This is a genomic window from Priestia sp. ABM2_011 (assembly GCF_056158845.1).
The window spans coordinates 2,901,589-2,919,871 of sequence record NZ_JBSWUB010000001.1; the positions used below are offsets into that span (position 1 = coordinate 2,901,589).

Below are 18,283 nucleotides of genomic sequence, written 5' to 3' on the forward strand. Positions count from 1 at the left end.
TTTTCTTATAATAAAGGGTCCTTACCGTCAAATGCAGGAAACGTATCTGGATGAAGAAGCGGCGCGAGTTTTTTTAACCCTAACAGCAATCGAGGTGAAGGACGACAATACAGCCATTCTTCTAGTACATATACACGATGTTCTTTTATGGCCGGCATGTCAGACCAGTTCGGTCTCTTGTGTAAAATCGTTGGATTTACTTTGTTTGTCTGTACGCCTACCCAAGCCAAACACACGTGATGTGGATTTCGTTTGAGCACTTCTTCCCAATCACTCTGTACATTTGCTTCTTTGTGATCAGCAAATATATTTTCTCCTCCCGCTAACACGCTAATTTCGGTCAGCCAGTTTGCTTTTCCAGGAGTAAAAACGGGTTTTGGCCACCATTCCCAGTATACAGTGGTTTTTTCGATTTGACTTGCCATTCCTTTATATGTAGAAAGAAACTGATCATACCGCTCTAACAGTTCAGCTGCTTTTGTTTCAATATTTAATCGCTGGCCTAAATCCTGTAGATTTTGACGGATATCTTCTAGCGAATTAGGATTATATACGACGTAAGGTATCTTTCGTTTTTTAAGTTCTTCAATATTTCGCTCCATTCCAGGAACGCTTAGTGAAGCTAGGACTAAATCTGGCTTGGCTTCTTCCACCGCATCCATATTAATAGATAAATCGGGACCTAAACGCGGCAGACTCTGAATAGACTGCGGCCAATCGGAATAATCATCAATTGCTACGAGCAAATGCTCAAATTTTAAATACGCTATTAGTTCTGTATTGCTTGGACAAAGCGAAACAATTCGCATATTTCCCCTCCTGCATCCATTTCTTTTTTTCTATTATACAATAGATTTCCATATAAAAAGCAGAGACTTTCACTGAAGTCTCTGCTTTTGGTGCTCTTTCTTATCCACCCATCGCACGATAAAAGAAATAAAAGAAACCCAAACAGCCAAGTGAACTAATGCTTGTAGTTAAAATACCGATTGAAAGCAGCACCTGTCCGTCTCTTTTTTGTTTGTATCGCAGCATATAATAAAAAGCTAAACAGGTGCCAATAAGTAAATAAATAGCCCATATGTAAGGTAGATTCTTTAGCTGAAAGATGTATCCTTGATTAAATAATAAACAGTAAATAAAAAAAAGATTTACGATAAAAAAGCTAGGAAGTACACTTTTATTCATCTATTAAACCCTCTTCTATTCTTTATTTTCTGCTATAGTTATCTTGTTTTGATTTCTCAGTTCATCCCGTATTTCACGTAAATATTGATTTCTCTCTTTCATTCTCTTTAACACTATAACAATAACAGCTATCATACCAGCAATGATTCCTATATAAAGAACTCCAAACACTAAGATAGGTACTACACCCCAAAGCTCCATCTCATCCCTCCTACTTTTTGGTTATTACCTTATTTTACCGTATTTTGTAAAGATGTCACGTCTTTTATCCATGAAAAAGGGAGTTTGAATATACATTCAAACCCCCTAAAGAGATAATAAAAAATAATATTTATTATAGCGCTTTGCTTTTGACACTTGCTCCCGTTCCGAAGAACTTATCAAAAATTTGATAAAGAGCAGACAGGCCAACTAACCAATAAATCGTTGTTACTAACCAATCCCAAGAGCCAAATAGCTCTTCTACTACATTCACGCCTAATGCTACAGCTAACCAATTTAAACCGCCTAAAATCACAAGAAGAGTCGTTAAACCTGAAAGAAATTTCACGTTGTCACCTCCTTGCGAACTGCATTAGGAAAAGCAGCTCATGTTACATCTTATGCGCTGTATAGATCAGTATATGCATAGGCGCTATGTAAAATAGTTATAAAGAATATGTGATTTATTCTTTTTTATTTCCTTATTGTGCAGCTGCTGCTTTCCCAATTTGCTTAATCGTTTCTACATGCATCGCTTCGTGATAGAAACTGAATAAAAACGTTTCGCCAACTGTTGTAAAGTTGATACCCGCTTTATTTGTAAAAGGTGTGATTAACTGCTTATCAAACTGCCCCGGCATGAACTCTTTAATACGATGTGCTTGATCTTTCAACACATTCGCAATTTCTTCAAGAGAAGGAGCAGCCTCCGTCCAATCGGCAGGTTTTGTTCCGGCACCAAAAAAGCTTTCATAACTCTCTGGCGTTTGCATCGGTTCACCAGCTAAGCCAAACACAAGCTTTTCTTGAATAAAGGCAATGTGTCCAAGATTCCAGTGAATATTGTTATTGAACCCTTTTGGTGTGATGTCCGCTGCCTCTTCTGTTGTTTTTTCAAGGATACTAATCGTAATTCCTCTTACAACGTCCATATGTTTTAAAATCATGTTTTCCATCGTCTAATCTCTCCTTACGTTGTCGTATTAGATAAACTATTCAATGTCTATTGTGCACAAATTACCCCTTAAATGCCACTCATAACATTTAAACCTTAAAATAAAAGAAAATTCAAAAGAAAATCCCCCTATATAAAAACTAGGGGGATTTTTTAAGCAGAAGACTTTAAATTTGAGACAGGTCCTTTGTTTGGCTTCGGTTTTAGCTGACCAAGCTTATTTTTCAGATAATCTTTTAATGCGCCGCGTTTTCTCTTGCGTCTTTTATCACGATTTTTAATAGTAATCTCCTCCTTTCCTTTTAGTTTTAAGACCTGCGTATTAAATGGATTCTTCTTTTATACATAAAATCCTTTTGAATTCTCAAATTTACCTTCATGTAATTCTTTCCTTTTTACAAAAAAAGACCAAAGTATCAAAACTTTGATCATTCAAGCTACATACGTAATCGATCCAATAGTGGAAATAATAGCGCTGTTTCTGTCATACCAAACAACAGGTTCGTATCTAACCGCCAAATAACTGAGGTGAGCGGTGTGAAGCCTGACAATTTCATCTGACAGGTAAGCTGATTGCTTTGCGTTGTCTTTTCTCTTTAAATTTAACACTTCAATAATTCTTTCCCGCGTCGTAATTCCAATTCCATGACCAAAATATAGAGTTTCATCTAATACAATGGTGTTTTCACCTTTCCACTGGGGAGTATCAGGGTTATAATCAGGGTTTTTAAAATACGCACAGTCTCCGGGCAAGTAGTCAGATCCTTTATAACCATGGAGCTCAAGATCGTCATCGTATTGCCAATCGTGTAAGTAAAGATCAGCAAAAAGCCTGTTAAAGTTTGCTTTTCCAATATTATTTAATACAGCTTTGTAAAAGATGATGATAACAGCCGTCGCGCATTCAAATGCATATTCGTGTCCGTTGTAGAAAATATCATCAATGGCCTGATGAGGAGAAACGGTAGGCAATAGCTGAAACCCTCCGTTATCGGTTCGTTTCCAATACTTTTCGTTGCACCTAGAACGGGCGAATGTAGCAAACCTAGCGCCGCTTTTGCGCAGCAACACAGACGATTCAATAATTTGTAATTTAACAGATACATCAAAATCAAGCTGGTCAAATGTAGCATACTCATACACTTCCCTATAGGCATCCATTTGTTTTAAAATGTCTGCTTTTTCTTTTGTTAACGAACTATTATTTAAATCGCTTATTTTCACAATTTGTTGATTAACTTTAATCATAGACGTTCTCTCCTTTACAGAAAATGATATCAATCACCTTCTCTAACAGGATATTGATAAAAATTTTTTTTGTGTATCTTCATTTATTTAAAATCGTGAAGATTAGGGAAAACGATGAAAAAAGTAAGTTAACCGCTAATTTTTTCATTTGTTCCTTTTTGTCCTTTTGTCACCTTTTTAAATATAAAGCGAGCAACTAACACGTACAGTGGTAACACAATAATGACGGCAATAACATTTAAAATCCAAGGTATTGTCCCCATAAAAACGTTTGAAGATGCTTTATCATACCAGCTCACAATCAGTAGTAAAAAGACCACACTGGATATAAAAGTACTTATATATCCCTTCTTATAGTTTGTACTTCTCACAGCAACAACAAAGCCAATTACCAATGAAATGCCTGCTGACATTAAGACAAAAATCAAAAATAAATTTGCTACCTTTTGAACGTCCATTACTTCCCTCTTTCTTATAAGATTTTCACTCCAGAATTTTCGTTGCGTCACTTATAAAAAAAGTAAATTTATATAGATTTGTTCACGCTCGGTCTTATTGTTGTAGCATCCTTAGGGACAGTAAGCCAATATGTATTAGAAAATATAAAAGTTAAGTCTGGCAATAGAATCAATCCTAAAATGTATAAATGTAGTCTATTCGTCTTTAAAGATTAATTAAGAAGTGTTATGGGCAATAGAAAAAAGGATGTTCAGGACTCTCTTGACAGTTTGAGAAACAGTTAACTTTACATAGGTTCAATGGCAAAGAATATTATAGCGCCGATACTTTAAGACAGACTATTAATGCTACTAAATAAGCACATAAGCAAAAAAGGACTTGATGTCTAATCAAGTCCTTTTTTATTATAACTGTATTAAAAAACTTGATCATTTCACGTAAAAGTTGCTGCTATAAAGGTTTCCAGCGAAAGTTCCATCATAATTGGTTAGCGGTTTGGTTATATGATATACAGCAAGCTTATAACGGTATGTGCCATTAGTATCAATTTTAAAACTCGTTCCAAATTTCTCTCCAGGGACTGCATACCATTGGGATGCAGATTGCACGTTTACCCATTTACCATTCTCTAAATGCTGCAATTGACCGACAAGTCGTACTTCAAATGAATTATGATTAATAAACTTCATAATAATTGATTCTTCTTTTGTCCAATTTGTCTTAGTTGAGTTAACCGATACACCGTATGATGAAGCGGCATCAGCTTCTTGAATATGCCCATTTGGAACCAATGGGAGACTTGCTACAGATCCTAATCCTAAACCACCTAATGTAATTACTCCGGCTAATGCTACTCGCGTTACTCTTTTCATATCATTTCTCCGTTTCATTATAAGATTATAGGCTTTATATCCTCTATAACACCTATTAATTTATCATTATAGCACAAAAAATAGCATATTATGGGTTATTTTGTAATGTAACTCATTAAATTAAGGGTTTTAAATAACACTATTGAAGCTTCTAAACACTAGATGCAAAAGATATTTTACCTCACATACGCCTAAAATGAGGGGATTAAGCTGGGATACTAGCCTTATTGGTCTTATAACAATAATGAAACCCTAACTTGTGGTCTGTAGAATTGCTGCTTGCAAAGAGCAATCTTCATACTGAATATTGTTATCTGTTTTTTTCTCCCACAAGTAATTTTTTTACTTAAAAAAACAGACAAAACAAGCTGGCATTTTAAATGCGCAGCTTGTTTTGTTTTTTAGAGTGTAAGATATTTATAAAAAAATTGGGGATAAGAACAGTCATCCTTACTACTATTGTGTTCTTGATTGTAAATTTATTTCTAACCATTATAAAAAGCTAAATAAATATATCTTTAATCTTAAAAATGTATTCATCCGGTAATTTGTCAGCTCTCCTTGAAATCTCTGCTCTGTGGCTCTTTCTCCCTTTAATAACAACTGAATCTTTTTTTATATTTATGCTTCCGAAGCTATACGGGCACCAAAATAAATTAATATCATCTATTTTTGTAGTTTTAACAGCGTTAGAATTACGGTCCGTAACACGCAGTTTAAATGGAGCATTTGTAAGATGAGATTTGGGCACTGTATAAATGACCTCGGCTAAATACTTATCATTTTGTTTCGAGAAGTATGTGAGCTCAATGTCGGTGCCTTCTTCTTTTATTTTTCCAATAACAGATTCTATTTTATTCTCTTCTAAGTGATCAAACTTTGTAATGCTTCTTAATGCTGAAACTATACTATTAAACATCATATTTGATTTAGTTTCGTTGTCACTCGCCATATATTTTTTAGTATCTATTATCGAAAATGCATCTTTTATCCGGTGATTTGGAGCAAATTCTTGTTTTGCTTCCACTAGTGTGTCCGCTAAATGTATAAAGATGTGACTATAACCCGGCAGCATCACTTCTGCTTTCCTTAGCAGGTTGCTGAAAACTTCGGTGTAGATAAAAGAGTGGTTTGGTTCTGTTTCTTCGATAGGAGCAGAAATACTAATTGTTATTAATGGCTTTGTTAGAGGTTTTGGATTAGACAAAGATCTTTTCATTGAAAGGTCAGCTAGTTTTGCCCAGTTACTTTGAACTGTTTGCTTTTGCTTCTTGAAGTATGCCTTTAGTTCTTCGAGTGTACGTGGTGCATTTTTTATCGACTGTTGAAACTTTAATAGAAGTTTGTCTTCACTAAAGTCGAGTTCTGACTTTAGTTCTATAGTTTTAACCAACATAATAGCCTCTTCAACTCTATGTAGACCTGTTAAGAAATCCTCTACATTAAGAGTTTTGTTATTGATAAAATTTCCGGGCAGCTCAATTTCGGCTATATCTTCATAGAGAACACGTAATTTGTACTTCTTCTTAGAGCTAGGATTATTTATAAAACGGATCAAAATGCACTCAAATGTGCTTCCGTGAAACTCTCCTATTAAATGTTCATTTAAAAAAGTATCTAATAATTGCAAAGAAAAGTTAGTTTCTTCTTTCGTTTTAAAATCCTTATACTCAATCAAAAATCTCATTGGAATCACCTTGGAATATATAGTATATTTTTACTATACATTATATTTGAAAAAGCAGTCAACGCAAAGCATACAGCCAGTAAAGGGCAGGTTTATACAGAATCAAGCAAACACATTATACAGCTAGGCGTGAAGGTTATCTAGAAGAACTTTAAGAAGGTGAAAAAGTTAGGAGAAGGACGATAAGTTCATTTCTAGAGAGAGGTTATTCACCTGCACACATTGAGATAGAATTGGACTATGATTCCGTTCCATATATTAAGGAGTTATACTATAATGTTGAAGAAAAAAAGCAGCCTCCCCTTTTCACCCCATAAAACATAGCCCCTACCTAAGTCTAGGCAGGGGCTATGTTTAGATTATGGATTTTATTATAAAATAATCATTTGATGTTCATTTTAAGTTTCCTTCTGCCACTTCTTAAAAACAATAAAAGGCAGCAGCTCAACTGATGAGCTGCTGCCTTTTATTTATAGAAACACAGAAATAACCTTTTAACGATACCAAATTGTTTTATCTTGATACGGAATACGTTTTGATGAAGCTTCTTTATTAGGATGACCGACGTAAATTAAGCCTAAGAGCTTGTCGTCTTCTTCTAGAGATAAAAAGTCATTCAGTTCTGTCTGATAGACAATTTCACCTGTTCTCCAAATTGTAGCCAAACCTTGTTCTTCCGCTACTAATAGCATATTTTGTATGCTTGCCGCTACGGCAGAGATTTCTTCAATTTCAGGCACTTTTCCTGAAGGACTTACTGCTACAGCAATAATGACAGGAGCGCGAAGCGGTCCTTTTTTTGCTTTTGTTGTTTTTTTCAACGCTTCTTCTTCACTTAAGTGAGCAGTTTTTTGCTTCATAATACGTTCCATTTCGTCTCCTAAACGAACGCGTGAATCCCCTGTAAACACTCGGAATTTCCAAGGCTCTGTCTTTTTATGGTTAGGAGCCCAAGTGCCTGCTTCTAACATAAGGTTGATAGCATCTTCTGATACGTCTTTGTCTTGCATAGCCCCAATCGTTCTTCTGGCTTTAATAATATCTAATACGCTCATGCTTTCTGTCTCCTTTTCTACATTCAATTTATTAGTATAGGTATGTATATATCTTATATATAGAATAATTGAAAATCATTCTCACTGTCAATTGTTTTGCCATCATTCGGGTTGCGATAAATAAATATGCCAATTTTTTAAGCGTGTTTGTTTTTTTAGCAGTTTTTCTTTTAATTATTTGGCAGTTCCGGCAAATAAAAAACGATTTGGAATATGTAATCCAAATCGTTTTTTTTTATCTTATACCCAGCCGCGGAAGCGAGAAGCTTCAGCTGATTTTTTGATTCCTGCCATGTAAGCAGCGAGTCTCATGTCTACGTCATTTTCTTGAGCGATTTGATAGATCGTTTCAAATGAATCCACCATTACCTTGCGTAATTTGTAAGCTACTTCCTCTTCAGACCAGTAGTAGCCTTGATTATTTTGCACCCATTCGAAGTATGAAACCGTTACGCCTCCAGCACTTGCTAAAATATCTGGCACTAAAAGCACGCCTTTTTCATCTAAAATGCGCGTGGCTTCAAGCGTAGTCGGTCCGTTCGCCGCTTCGACTACAATAGAGGCTTTAATGTGATGAGCGTTACGAACCGTAATTTGATTCGAAATGGCTGCGGGTACTAAAATATCACATTCTTTTTCTAATAGTTCTTCGTTTGTTATCACATTTGTAAATAAATTCGTTACGGTACCAAAACTGTCGCGTCGATCAAGCAAGTAATCAATATCAAGACCAAGCGGATCATAAAGAGCTCCGTACGCGTCTGAAATGCCAATTACTTTTGCTCCTGCGTCATGCATGAACTTAGCAAGAAAACTGCCGGCATTTCCGAAGCCTTGAATAATAATCCGTGCTTCTTGCAAGTTAAGGTTTTTCTTTTTAACAGCTTCTTCTATACAAATGGTTACTCCTTTAGCCGTTGCAGTTTCGCGTCCTTGAGATCCTCCGAGTACGATAGGTTTTCCGGTAATAAAACCAGGAGAATCGAACTCACGCAGTCGGCTATATTCGTCCATCATCCACGCCATGATTTGAGAATTTGTATAGACATCCGGTGCAGGAATATCTTTAGTAGGCCCAACTATTTGACTGATGGCTCTTACATAGCCGCGGCTGAGTCGCTCTAGTTCACCAAACGACATGTTTCTTGGGTCACATACAATTCCGCCTTTACCTCCGCCGTACGGAAGGTCGACAATCCCGCATTTTAAACTCATCCAAATGGATAATGCCTTCACTTCTTCTTCATTTACTTCAGGATGAAAGCGTACGCCTCCTTTAGTAGGCCCGACAGCATCATTATGCTGAGAGCGGTAGCCTGTAAATACTTTTACCGATCCGTTATCCATTTTAACTGGAATACGAACCGTCATCATGCGCAGCGGTTCTTTCAACAAATGATACATTTCTTCACCATACCCTAGTTTTTGAAGCGCTTCTTGAATAACGGTTTGAGTAGATAAAAATAAATTAAGTGATTCCTGTTCTTGCTGCTGTTCTTTTTTTAATTCACTAGCTGTTTTTGTAATGGACATTCTGTTCACCCCATATTAATCATTGAAATTTCTCAATGATTTAATATGCAATTCCTGTGCCAATTTCAGCGGTTTTACAACGCTTTTATTTTATAAATAATCTGCATTAGCACGCCTTATATTCCCTGCATAGGCTGATATTAGTATATACTTAAAGAAATAAGACAAACTATTTATACTGAAAAGGAGGAAAGTGCTATGTTACATGAAAGAAAAGAACAAGAGCGAAACAATCACTATATAGAATGCTGTTCCATCTGTGGAGAAAGGCTAACATCTTTTCAAGAAAAAGAAATCTTCACATGCGACAGCTGTTTTGAACAAAAAGTCAACGATGTGCTTTCTGAGTTGTAATCAGGTACTCTATTTTTTAGAAACAGGTGTCACAATATTAAAGTTTGGATCAATAGAATCCTGACAAGACAAAAAGAAATCCCATTTTGATTTATCTCCTTGAACAAATATGACCGAGCTATAAGAGTGATCATTTGTAGTTGTTAGCCGGTATAAGGTATCTTGCCACATCGTTACCGTCACCTCAGCTTTCTTTCGCGTATCTCCAAGATACCTAAAGATTCCATGCTTAAGTTCTGTGAGAGCTACTTCATTACGATCGGGTATCACAAACAATATACGATAGTTACATGCGCCCGCCTTTAATCCATCTACGCGAATGCTAAATAGTTCTAAAATATTTTTCAAAGGAAGTGTATCCCATACTTCTTTTGTAATAATGTTGACTGGCAGCGGTATATTACCTAAACGAAGTTCTTTGGCTCCTGTTAAATATTCATTTCGCCAAGGACCAGATTCAGCTATATACCCTAATTGTTCAAGCGCGTCTGCGCATAAAAGTTTTGCCTTCACATGGTGAGGATCAGCGTAAATAACTTGTTTGGTCACTTCAGCTACCCATTGATAGTCGCCTTGTTGAAAACAGCGCTGTGCTTTTTGGACAATGTTGTCCGCTCCGCCCATATACTCTACATATTTCTTAGCTGACTCTTCAGGAAACAGTTTATTTAAATCTACAGGATTGCTGTTATACCAGCCCATATAGCGCTGATAAACCGCTTTTGCGTTATGGTTAACCGTTCCATAAAAGCCGTTTGTATACCACTCGTGAGATAGGGTTTCCGGTAGCTTCATCATTCGGCCGACGTGGTCGATGGTATAACCTTGATTCACCAGCCTTAATGTTTGGTCATGAATATATTGATAAACATCTCGTTGATTTTCGATATAGGTAATACACGACTCGTTTCCGAACCTTGGCCAATTATGTACCCCAAATACAGTTGTTAGTTCTTGGCCAAATAAATCGATTGCTTGCTGCAAGTACCTTGCCCACGCTGCTGCGTCTCTTACTTTTGCTCCTCTAAGGGTATAGAGGTTGTGCTGAGTGGCCGTACAGTTTTCTGCAATACAAAGAGCCTTTTCACTAGGAATATAGATGTTCATTTCAGCAGGCGCCTCCGTCCCTGGCGTAAGCTGAAACTGAAATGAGGCGCCGTCAATTTTCTTACTTACATAAGAATGATGTTCGGAAGGATGAATTTCTTCTATTCCTTTAATAAGCGTGATTGTTCCAAATGAAATTTCTTTTCCGATGCCGTTGTCAATTAGGCCTTTTTCATCGCGTCGCAGTCGAATACCGTACATGTATTGACTTCTTCGTGTCATTGCTGTTGCCGCCGTGACGTTTTCATCAATAACCGCATCCATAAATCCAGCAGGAGCATAAACTTTACTAGTTTTATTTTGTGTTGAGTCAGGTAATATCCCTAGAACTCCGCCGTAATGATCTATATGCGAATGAGAGAAGATAACAGCTCTAACAGGACGCTTACCGCACTGCTGGTTTACTAGTTCAAGCGCTTTTTCTGCCGTTTCTTTGGATGTTAAGCAATCAATAACAATCCACCCCGTTTTCCCTTTAACAAATGTAATATTAGCCATATCAAAGCCTCTTACCTGAAAGATGTTTTCAGTTACTTGATATAAACCGGCTTGTAAATTTAATTTTCCTTGTTCCCACAGTTTAGGGTGGACAGTAGCAGGTGTAGATTGTTCAAATAAAAAAGCGTACTTTCTTAAATCCCATACAGGATACAGCTGATTTTTTTTGAAAATCAGCGGAAAAGGTACGCGTACAAGGGCTTGGTCATCGGCAAGATTTTGTTCTGATTTCACTTGTTCCCAGTCTATTTTTTTATAAGTCTCAGCATTAGTGACTGCAGTCTTTTGAGTAGCATCTTTTCGGTCAATCGTTAACTCCCGTTCATAATCAAACAGCATAACCCCCTCCTTTTTATTATTTTATGCGTAAAAATAAGACGAAGTACAAAAGAGAGAGAAAATAGAGTCAACAAAAAAGAAGATGCGCTTAGCACGCATCTTCTTTTTTATACTGAATGTTATGTTTGAATAGAATAGTCGAGTATTCTGTCTGAATTAGACAGCCTAGCACTTAGTATAACGATTGTTTACCAATGTTCCTTTTGTAATTAAAGCAAATCTTCCTTCTAAGGTGCTCAATACGTTTCTTGAAGTCGCTGTAAAACAATGCATGTGTACAGTCTCTCCTTTCCTGTATTGGCCTTACATAGAATATATACCCGGGGAAAAATAATTAAAACTTGATTTGGGTATTTTTTCAAAAATAATAATAAATCCATTCCGGTGTTTTTTTAAGAGAACGTTCCCATTTAGGGATTTCATCTATTACTGTTTTGGTTAATCTGCGGCTGTTTGTTTTATCTTCATTAATTTCTCGTTCTATGTGTGCAATCATCTCGCGATCATAAATAAGACAGCTCGCTTCATCATTTAAATAAAAACTTCGGGGATCCCAGTTGGCTGTGCTAATATTGGCAATCGTATGATTGATGACCATTACTTTTCCGTGAAAAAACCCCTTTTTATATAAGAAAATTCGAATACCTTTGTTTAATAGTTGCTCTGTTTTAGGGTAACTAGGCGGTTTAGTGAACCACGCATCAGTATTGTCCGGAAGTATAATATCGATTAAAACGCCTTTTTCTTTTGCTGAAATAAGTGCATTCATTAAATGTTCACTTGGAATAAAATAAGGGGTAGCAATGGTAAGCTTTACTTTGGCACGGTTGATTAGATCAATCATCTTTTGCTCAAGTTCTTCTCCAGTTGAAAACAATAGCTGATAGTTTGCTCCGTGAGAGCGAGCGATAGGAACTCGCTGAGCAGATATATGTTGTCCCGTGTCTTCTTCCCAATCTTTCAAAAATTGCTTTTCAATTTCAAAAATACCTTCTCCTTTAATTCGCAAGTGGTAATCACGCCAATAGCCCAATTTTTTATGCTTCCCTAAGTATTCTTCTCCTATATTAAAACCTCCGAGATAGGCTTCTTGGCCATCTACTACGACAAACTTTCGATGATTTCGATGATTAATGCTATAAAAAAAGTGCTGCCTGCTTGCTTTTCGACTAAAGGTAAACTCAACTCCATTTTTCTTAAGATCATCTATGAGTGTTCGGGAGAGATCGTTTCCTCCAAAACGATCTACAGAAAGTTTAATCTTTACCCCTTCAGCTGCTTTCTCTTTCAATAGCTCAAATAGCTTCATGCTGATGTTGTCCGCTCGAATAATAAAAAATTGAATGTACACGTACTTTTTTGCTTTTTTAATATCCTCAAATAAAGTAGGATATAAACTACTTCCTTGTGTATACAGCGCTATCTTGCCTTGGTAAACAGGCGTTTCGATAAGCGGATGTACACGAACATAAGCGTTATAGCCTTTTTTTACGTCCCATTGAAAAAACAAACACAAACAAAGCCCGCATACTAAAATAAACAGCATTTTTTTAACCATACTGTACTCCTGATTTGTCTAATATGTATATATAGGCTTTGGAGATTTGTTTTATTTTATATGAGGAAATGTATGGAAATATAAAACGTGTAACACGAAAAGCTTAATCATGTTTTGATTAAGCCTTTGTGTACTTCGCTAGCATTTAGTAAATATAGTCCTTATACAAGTCAGACTGAATAACCTTTTTATAAGCGAGACCGTGTTTCTTAGTAAGAGCTTTTACCTCATCTACACAGCTTTGAGCGCTTCTTGGCGATACGTAAATATCGTTGATAAGCTGATGTAAATTACATGTAAGGAGGTTGCCATGCTCGTGAGAAAACTCATACGATCTTTTTTCGAGGATATCCATTCGTTTTTGCCATTGATTTGCGGAAATACCTTGAATTTCGAATAGCTTTTGCAGCTTCCAAGCGTGTATACGACTTGCTACAATAACAAGCCTCAATTCATTTTCATGCTGATAGGATTTGCGCTTGTAAAATAACGTGTCATATACAGAGTGACTGATCATTTCTTTTTGGAAGTCTATGTACTGCACTTTTCCAGAGAAGATTTTATAGCGTAAATCTTTAATACTGCACAATAAGTTTTCATAGGTGGTTTTAATAGCTACGCCATCATTCCCCTTTAAATATAGGTCCCACATTCCAGCAGCTTCGTAATTATTGATATGCCAGGATGAAACAGCAGAAAATTCATGGATTTTTCTTATATAGGTTCTAGAGGTACGGTTATGACGTTCGCCTTTTTTTCTTAACTCTTCTATGTTCCACATCGAAGAGCATCCTTCAAGGGGGTCTGAAAATGCATCAGGTTTTGCGAAAAAAAGCGCATTGGTTTCTAGTAAATCTTGAAAATCAGACAGCGGCATAAATCGCCATACCGTCGGATTATTGTGCACCTTATAGCGTTCATCATAATCGTCATAGCTAGATTCGAATCTTTTGGCATATTCGTACGCTTTCTCTCTATAAGCTAAATCCATTGGTTTTCCTCCTCTGAATGCATATTCATACTTGAATTATAGCACTTAATTGTTGTAATTTTCAAAATTATCCACCTGCATTAAGTTCTATTATCAGAAAAGAAGACACACCTCAACATCTACAGCGTGTCTTCTTATTTAATGAAATGAATGTTTTGCTTAACACTTTCACTTTCTGGCTGATTTAATTCCAATAAATAAATTTCATCCGCTCGAAAATCTGTATTCTTCATTTCTTTTTTTAAGGTACGAATAAAGGCAGCTGAACTTTTTCCATAGGCTTCAAAATAATGAAACGTGTGTACAACAAATAAAATGGATGCGCCACTGTAATCTTTTTTGCTCTTTTTTTGAATGTTCTCTAGCACTTTTTCTATATACTCTTCCACAGAACCTTCCGTCTGGATACGGGGTAGAGCAAAATTTCCTGAATTGACCCTCTGTGCATCTTCAAATTCCAGTTTCCCATCTTTGTAAGAAGTAATTTCAATTCGTTTTTCAGTACCATCCGGCTGAATAATTAATCCGTCGTATCCTTGACTTCCAATAATAAGCTTCAATTTTGAATTCCTCGGACAATAAGAAGATTGGCTGAAGCAATAAAGCGGATAAAACTCTTCAAAAAACTTTTTGAAACGCCCTTTTTTAAGTCTGGCTAATTTTATATACTCTTTGTTTTGATGAATCATTTGCTGCGTATGTTCAAAATACTGTTTCATTTCTTCTTGCGTTCTGTACAGATCAAGATCTTTAAATAATTCATCCATCTTTTTCACCTTCAATCCCACCAACTAAAAAAGTCTTCTTACTTAGTAGATACATATTCATAAATGTGTGTGACAATTTTCTTTTTTTAAAGATATAGCTTTTTTAAAACAAAACGTGCACACTTTTCATTTTTTTGCATATCCTGTTATTCGTGCGTTCAATCATGAGCGTACGTTTCAGCCTTTAGTTGTAAAAGATAAACCGTAAAGTTACAGCTGATGGCCGATGATATGCGTCTGCTGATTTCATAAACTATAACAAACAGGAAACTTAACAATAATTGAGGTGTTGGAAATGTTTGATAATGATTACGTAGTTAAAACTATTCACGATTTACATGTAAAACGTACAGAAAGTCAATTAAAAGTTTTATTAACTTATTTTTCCCATAAAAAATAACGCGTATTTATAGATGGTAATATATAGTCAGTTGTTACTTGATGTTTTTTATAAGAAGAATAGTTTGATACAAATAAAAAGGAATAGTGGGTAATCCACTATTCCTTTTTTTACTATACTTGCAATTCTCGAATCAGTTCAGCAAGAATTTCAATGCTTCTATCGATATCTGGTAAAGAGGCATAGGCGTAAGAAAGCCGAAGATAACTGCCGGTTTCTTGTGCATAAATACTTCCAGAGTTAAGCAATATCCCTCTTTTTAAAGCACGAGAGTATAAAGATTTCATTGAAATAGAAGGTTGAATATGCACCCATATAAAAAAGCCTCCTTCAGGATTCGTCCATGTTGCTATATCTCCTGCGTATGTTTCCAAAGCATTCAGCATCACTTTTCTTCTTGTTCGCAATTCCGTTCGTACAGTTTCCATATGCTGTTGATATAAGCCATTTTTAAACCATTCTGCTGCTACTCTTTGAGATAATGAGCTAGATCCATAATCTGTTTGCATTTTAATATCCGCCAAACGCTCAATGACTGGTTCTGGGCCGACTATCCATCCGATCCGTAATCCCGGGCTTAGTGTTTTAGAAAGACTGCTAACATATAACACGTGTCCATTTTTATCTAAAGCTTTTAATGGCAGCGGAGGCTGTTTATCTAGCCATAATTCGCGGTATAAATCATCTTCAATAATAGGAAGCTGATGTTCCTCACATTCTTTCAACAAATCGTAACGCCTATTTTGTGACATTAATGTTCCCGTTGGGTTATGGAAACATGGATTTGTATATAAAATAGCTTGCCCTTCTTGAGGGTCGGCGCGTTTTATAGCTGTTACTTTTATTCCTTCCTCATCCATAGCAAGGCCTTTGAGTTTCATTCCGGCTGATTGAAATACATGTAAGGAATATAGATAAGAAGGTTTTTCGAGCAAAACCGAAGAGTTTCTTTGCAGCAGTCCAATTGAAATAAGCTGAAGAGCTTGAAGAGCGCCGGAAACAATTAAAATAGAATCTGGAGAAGATTCAATCCCTATTGTTTTCATATATGCACTTAATTCTTTTCGTAAAGGAAAATACCCCTTTGGTTCTTCGTATCCTAGAACCTCCATATTTTCTGCTACTTTTTCTACGGCGTATTTCATTTTGTTTTTAGGAAATATGTCAGGTGAAAGCTCTCCTTTGCTTAATTGAATAAGGTTTGAGTTAAATTCGGATTCATTAATATCTTGTACCATTGCTTGACTCGGATGATGCATGCCTGATTTCACATGAACATCCCAATCGGGCGGAGTTGTAGCCAAAAGTGTCCACGTATTATTTATAACGATGGTTCCCTTTCCCATCTTACCTTCAATTAAACCGTCCGCTGTTAATTCCTCTAATGCGGTGATGACCGTACTTCGGTTAACATCAAACATAGCAGCAAGCTTTCGCTGACTAGGAATTTTACTTCCAATCGGCCATTCTCCACGCGCAATTTTCTCTTTCATAAAATCAATGATTTGCTTGTATTTTGGATAACTCGAACTGTTCTCTTGATTCATACATTTACTCCTGTTTTTAAAGTGGTTGGGTTAATTGCTTTCAAACTGGTTGAAGACATTTTATCAAATGTTTATTAACATGGGAACCACAATAGATACTGGTTGGATTCAAAATAAAAAATGGAGATGAATAGGTATGAAATTAACGTTTAGTCTGGTGTTCTTACATATACTGATGATTAGCTTATGGGCTTCAGCATTTCCAGTTATTCAAATAGGGCTGGAATCGTTTTCTCCTCAGCATCTCGCTTTTGTTCGGTTAAGTATTGCTTCTGTAGTGCTGTTAGTTATTGCAATAGCCACACGCATGTCCTTGCCTGATATAAAAGATATTCCACTTCTTTTAGCGCTCGGTTTTTTAGGCTTTACCGTCTATCACACGGCCTTAAACATTGGAGAAAAAACGGTAAGTGCGGGTATTGCGAGTTTACTGATCTCGACTACTCCTATTTTTTCTTCGCTTTTAGCTATTTTTCTTTTTCAGGAGGAGTTCGGAAAAAGAAAATGGATTGGATCTGCAGTAAGCTTTGCTGGTATTGTACTTTTAACCTTCAGCAAAGAAAATTTTGTACACTCAGTTAATGGAATCTTACTGGTTCTGCTAGCTGCCCTTGCAGAAAGCGTCTATATAGTATGTCAAAAAAATTTATTAAAAAAATATGGTTTCCTTTCTTTTGTGACGTACAGTATTTGGGGAGCTGCAATTTCTATGCTTGTTTTTTTACCTGGGTTAGAAACGGAACTTGCGTATATCTCTGTCAGATCAGCAATAAGCGTGATATATTTAGGATTATTTCCAACCGTTATTCCCTATATGGTACTCGCTTATCTGACATCGCGTATAGGTTCTGCTGAGGCTGCCATCTCTCTTTACTTAACTCCTGCGCTGTCCTTTTTCTTAGCGTGGCTGCTTTTAAAAGATATCCCGAGTGCAGCTTCCATTGTTGGAAGCATCATTACGTTATGCGGCGTGTTGCTTACACATAGTAAAAGAGAGAAAGTTCACAATGCAAAGGTAATGCGTAGGGCTTAGGGAATTCTCTTAAATGCTATGTTTTTTATTTATATATTTTATTTAGAACATACTTTAATTTCTTCTTTTTGCAGTTTAATTAATAATTAATATAAAAAAGCGCCTTTCTTTAATGTTTGAAATTTAAAGAAAGGCGCTTTTTTATGTAGTTTCTAATTCTGCTTTTATTTTCCCAGCCACTGCGTGAGTCAGCTGCTGAAGATCGTAAATCTCTTCTCCTGAAAGTACTACGTGTCCGTTTAAAACGTGGTTATGTTTATATGCTCGATACGTCACTTCAATACTTTTTATCGCACGCTCTACTTCATCATTCACCATAATGCTTTCATAGTGATAGGATAGTGTTTCAATTCGAATCTGCGTATTTTTCATATTCATTCACCCTCCATGAGCCGTTGACTAAAAATATGACTGTTAGAGGTCGACTATACATAAAAACTTTTTTGTTGCCACCTAATTTGTTATTTAGAACATATTTTAATTACTTAATT

Annotated in this window: 19 protein-coding genes; 2 read left to right on the forward strand and 17 right to left on the reverse strand. The window is 36.2% G+C overall.

Features of this window, described 5'->3' with window-relative positions; genetic code table 11:
• Positions 1-5 precede the first annotated feature (5 nt).
• The 11 genes from ACXAE4_RS15700 to ACXAE4_RS15750 form a co-directional block, all read right to left on the reverse strand.
• Positions 6-809 (reverse strand): cobalamin-binding protein, encoded by an 804-nt coding sequence (locus ACXAE4_RS15700; protein ID WP_099331016.1) that lies wholly within the window; start codon positions 807-809, stop codon positions 6-8.
• Positions 810-909: 100 nt separating this feature from the next.
• Positions 910-1,188, reverse strand: a complete 279-nt coding sequence (locus ACXAE4_RS15705; protein WP_099331015.1) for a hypothetical protein — start codon at positions 1,186-1,188, stop codon at positions 910-912.
• 15 nt (positions 1,189-1,203) lie between these two features.
• A complete protein-coding gene (locus ACXAE4_RS15710; protein ID WP_034266296.1) occupies positions 1,204-1,389 on the reverse strand; it encodes a hypothetical protein in 186 nt (61 codons plus the stop codon).
• Positions 1,390-1,522: 133 nt separating this feature from the next.
• Entirely contained in the window at positions 1,523-1,738 is a 216-nt protein-coding gene (locus ACXAE4_RS15715) for a DUF378 domain-containing protein (protein ID WP_013057146.1), read from the reverse strand.
• Positions 1,739-1,871: 133 nt separating this feature from the next.
• Positions 1,872-2,345, reverse strand: coding sequence for a DinB family protein (locus ACXAE4_RS15720; protein WP_099331014.1), 474 nt, complete (start codon positions 2,343-2,345; stop codon positions 1,872-1,874).
• Positions 2,346-2,776: 431 nt separating this feature from the next.
• Positions 2,777-3,592, reverse strand: a complete 816-nt coding sequence (locus ACXAE4_RS15725; RefSeq protein ID WP_099331013.1) for a protein-glutamine gamma-glutamyltransferase — start codon at positions 3,590-3,592, stop codon at positions 2,777-2,779.
• A 128-nt stretch (positions 3,593-3,720) separates the two neighbouring features.
• The gene (locus tag ACXAE4_RS15730; protein WP_028413289.1) at positions 3,721-4,050 is read right to left on the reverse strand and encodes a hypothetical protein; all 330 of its coding nucleotides are present in this window, start codon (positions 4,048-4,050) and stop codon (positions 3,721-3,723) included.
• A gap of 429 nt (positions 4,051-4,479) precedes the next feature.
• Positions 4,480-4,923, reverse strand: coding sequence for a hypothetical protein (locus ACXAE4_RS15735; protein WP_475236355.1), 444 nt, complete (start codon positions 4,921-4,923; stop codon positions 4,480-4,482).
• 502 nt (positions 4,924-5,425) lie between these two features.
• Positions 5,426-6,610 carry a hypothetical protein gene (locus ACXAE4_RS15740; protein WP_099331012.1) on the reverse strand — a complete coding sequence of 395 codons (1,185 nt, stop codon included), beginning with the start codon at positions 6,608-6,610 and terminating at the stop codon, positions 5,426-5,428.
• Between the two features lie 494 nt (positions 6,611-7,104).
• Positions 7,105-7,665: a nitroreductase family protein gene (locus ACXAE4_RS15745; RefSeq protein ID WP_028413291.1), complete on the reverse strand. Its 561-nt coding sequence runs from the start codon at positions 7,663-7,665 to the stop codon at positions 7,105-7,107.
• Between the two features lie 240 nt (positions 7,666-7,905).
• Complete coding sequence (locus ACXAE4_RS15750; protein ID WP_098626509.1) at positions 7,906-9,198, reverse strand: Glu/Leu/Phe/Val family dehydrogenase; 1,293 nt, start codon at positions 9,196-9,198, stop codon at positions 7,906-7,908.
• A 198-nt stretch (positions 9,199-9,396) separates the two neighbouring features.
• On the opposite strand from ACXAE4_RS15750, the gene ACXAE4_RS15755 reads away from it, so the two are divergent.
• The gene (locus ACXAE4_RS15755; RefSeq protein WP_162871471.1) at positions 9,397-9,552 is read left to right on the forward strand and encodes a hypothetical protein; all 156 of its coding nucleotides are present in this window, start codon (positions 9,397-9,399) and stop codon (positions 9,550-9,552) included.
• A 9-nt stretch (positions 9,553-9,561) separates the two neighbouring features.
• On the opposite strand, the gene ACXAE4_RS15760 is transcribed toward ACXAE4_RS15755, so the two are convergent.
• The 5 genes from ACXAE4_RS15760 to pdxR form a co-directional block, all read right to left on the reverse strand.
• Positions 9,562-11,496, reverse strand: a complete 1,935-nt coding sequence (locus tag ACXAE4_RS15760) for an alkyl/aryl-sulfatase (protein WP_475236358.1) — start codon at positions 11,494-11,496, stop codon at positions 9,562-9,564.
• A gap of 358 nt (positions 11,497-11,854) precedes the next feature.
• Positions 11,855-13,054: a phospholipase D-like domain-containing protein gene (locus ACXAE4_RS15765; RefSeq protein ID WP_289578936.1), complete on the reverse strand. Its 1,200-nt coding sequence runs from the start codon at positions 13,052-13,054 to the stop codon at positions 11,855-11,857.
• Positions 13,055-13,199: 145 nt separating this feature from the next.
• Positions 13,200-14,045 carry a DUF2971 domain-containing protein gene (locus tag ACXAE4_RS15770; protein WP_154988750.1) on the reverse strand — a complete coding sequence of 282 codons (846 nt, stop codon included), beginning with the start codon at positions 14,043-14,045 and terminating at the stop codon, positions 13,200-13,202.
• 134 nt (positions 14,046-14,179) lie between these two features.
• Positions 14,180-14,812: a hypothetical protein gene (locus ACXAE4_RS15775; RefSeq protein WP_034266280.1), complete on the reverse strand. Its 633-nt coding sequence runs from the start codon at positions 14,810-14,812 to the stop codon at positions 14,180-14,182.
• Positions 14,813-15,325: 513 nt separating this feature from the next.
• On the reverse strand, positions 15,326-16,759 hold the full coding sequence (pdxR, locus tag ACXAE4_RS15780) for a MocR-like pyridoxine biosynthesis transcription factor PdxR (RefSeq protein WP_047750930.1): 1,434 nt from the start codon (positions 16,757-16,759) through the stop codon (positions 15,326-15,328).
• Between the two features lie 136 nt (positions 16,760-16,895).
• Between pdxR and ACXAE4_RS15785 the strand changes: the two genes are divergently transcribed.
• Positions 16,896-17,792, forward strand: a complete 897-nt coding sequence (locus ACXAE4_RS15785; protein ID WP_028413298.1) for a DMT family transporter — start codon at positions 16,896-16,898, stop codon at positions 17,790-17,792.
• A gap of 141 nt (positions 17,793-17,933) precedes the next feature.
• On the opposite strand, the gene ACXAE4_RS15790 is transcribed toward ACXAE4_RS15785, so the two are convergent.
• Entirely contained in the window at positions 17,934-18,164 is a 231-nt protein-coding gene (locus ACXAE4_RS15790) for a hypothetical protein (protein WP_016764194.1), read from the reverse strand.
• Between the last annotated feature and the right edge of the window lie 119 nt (positions 18,165-18,283).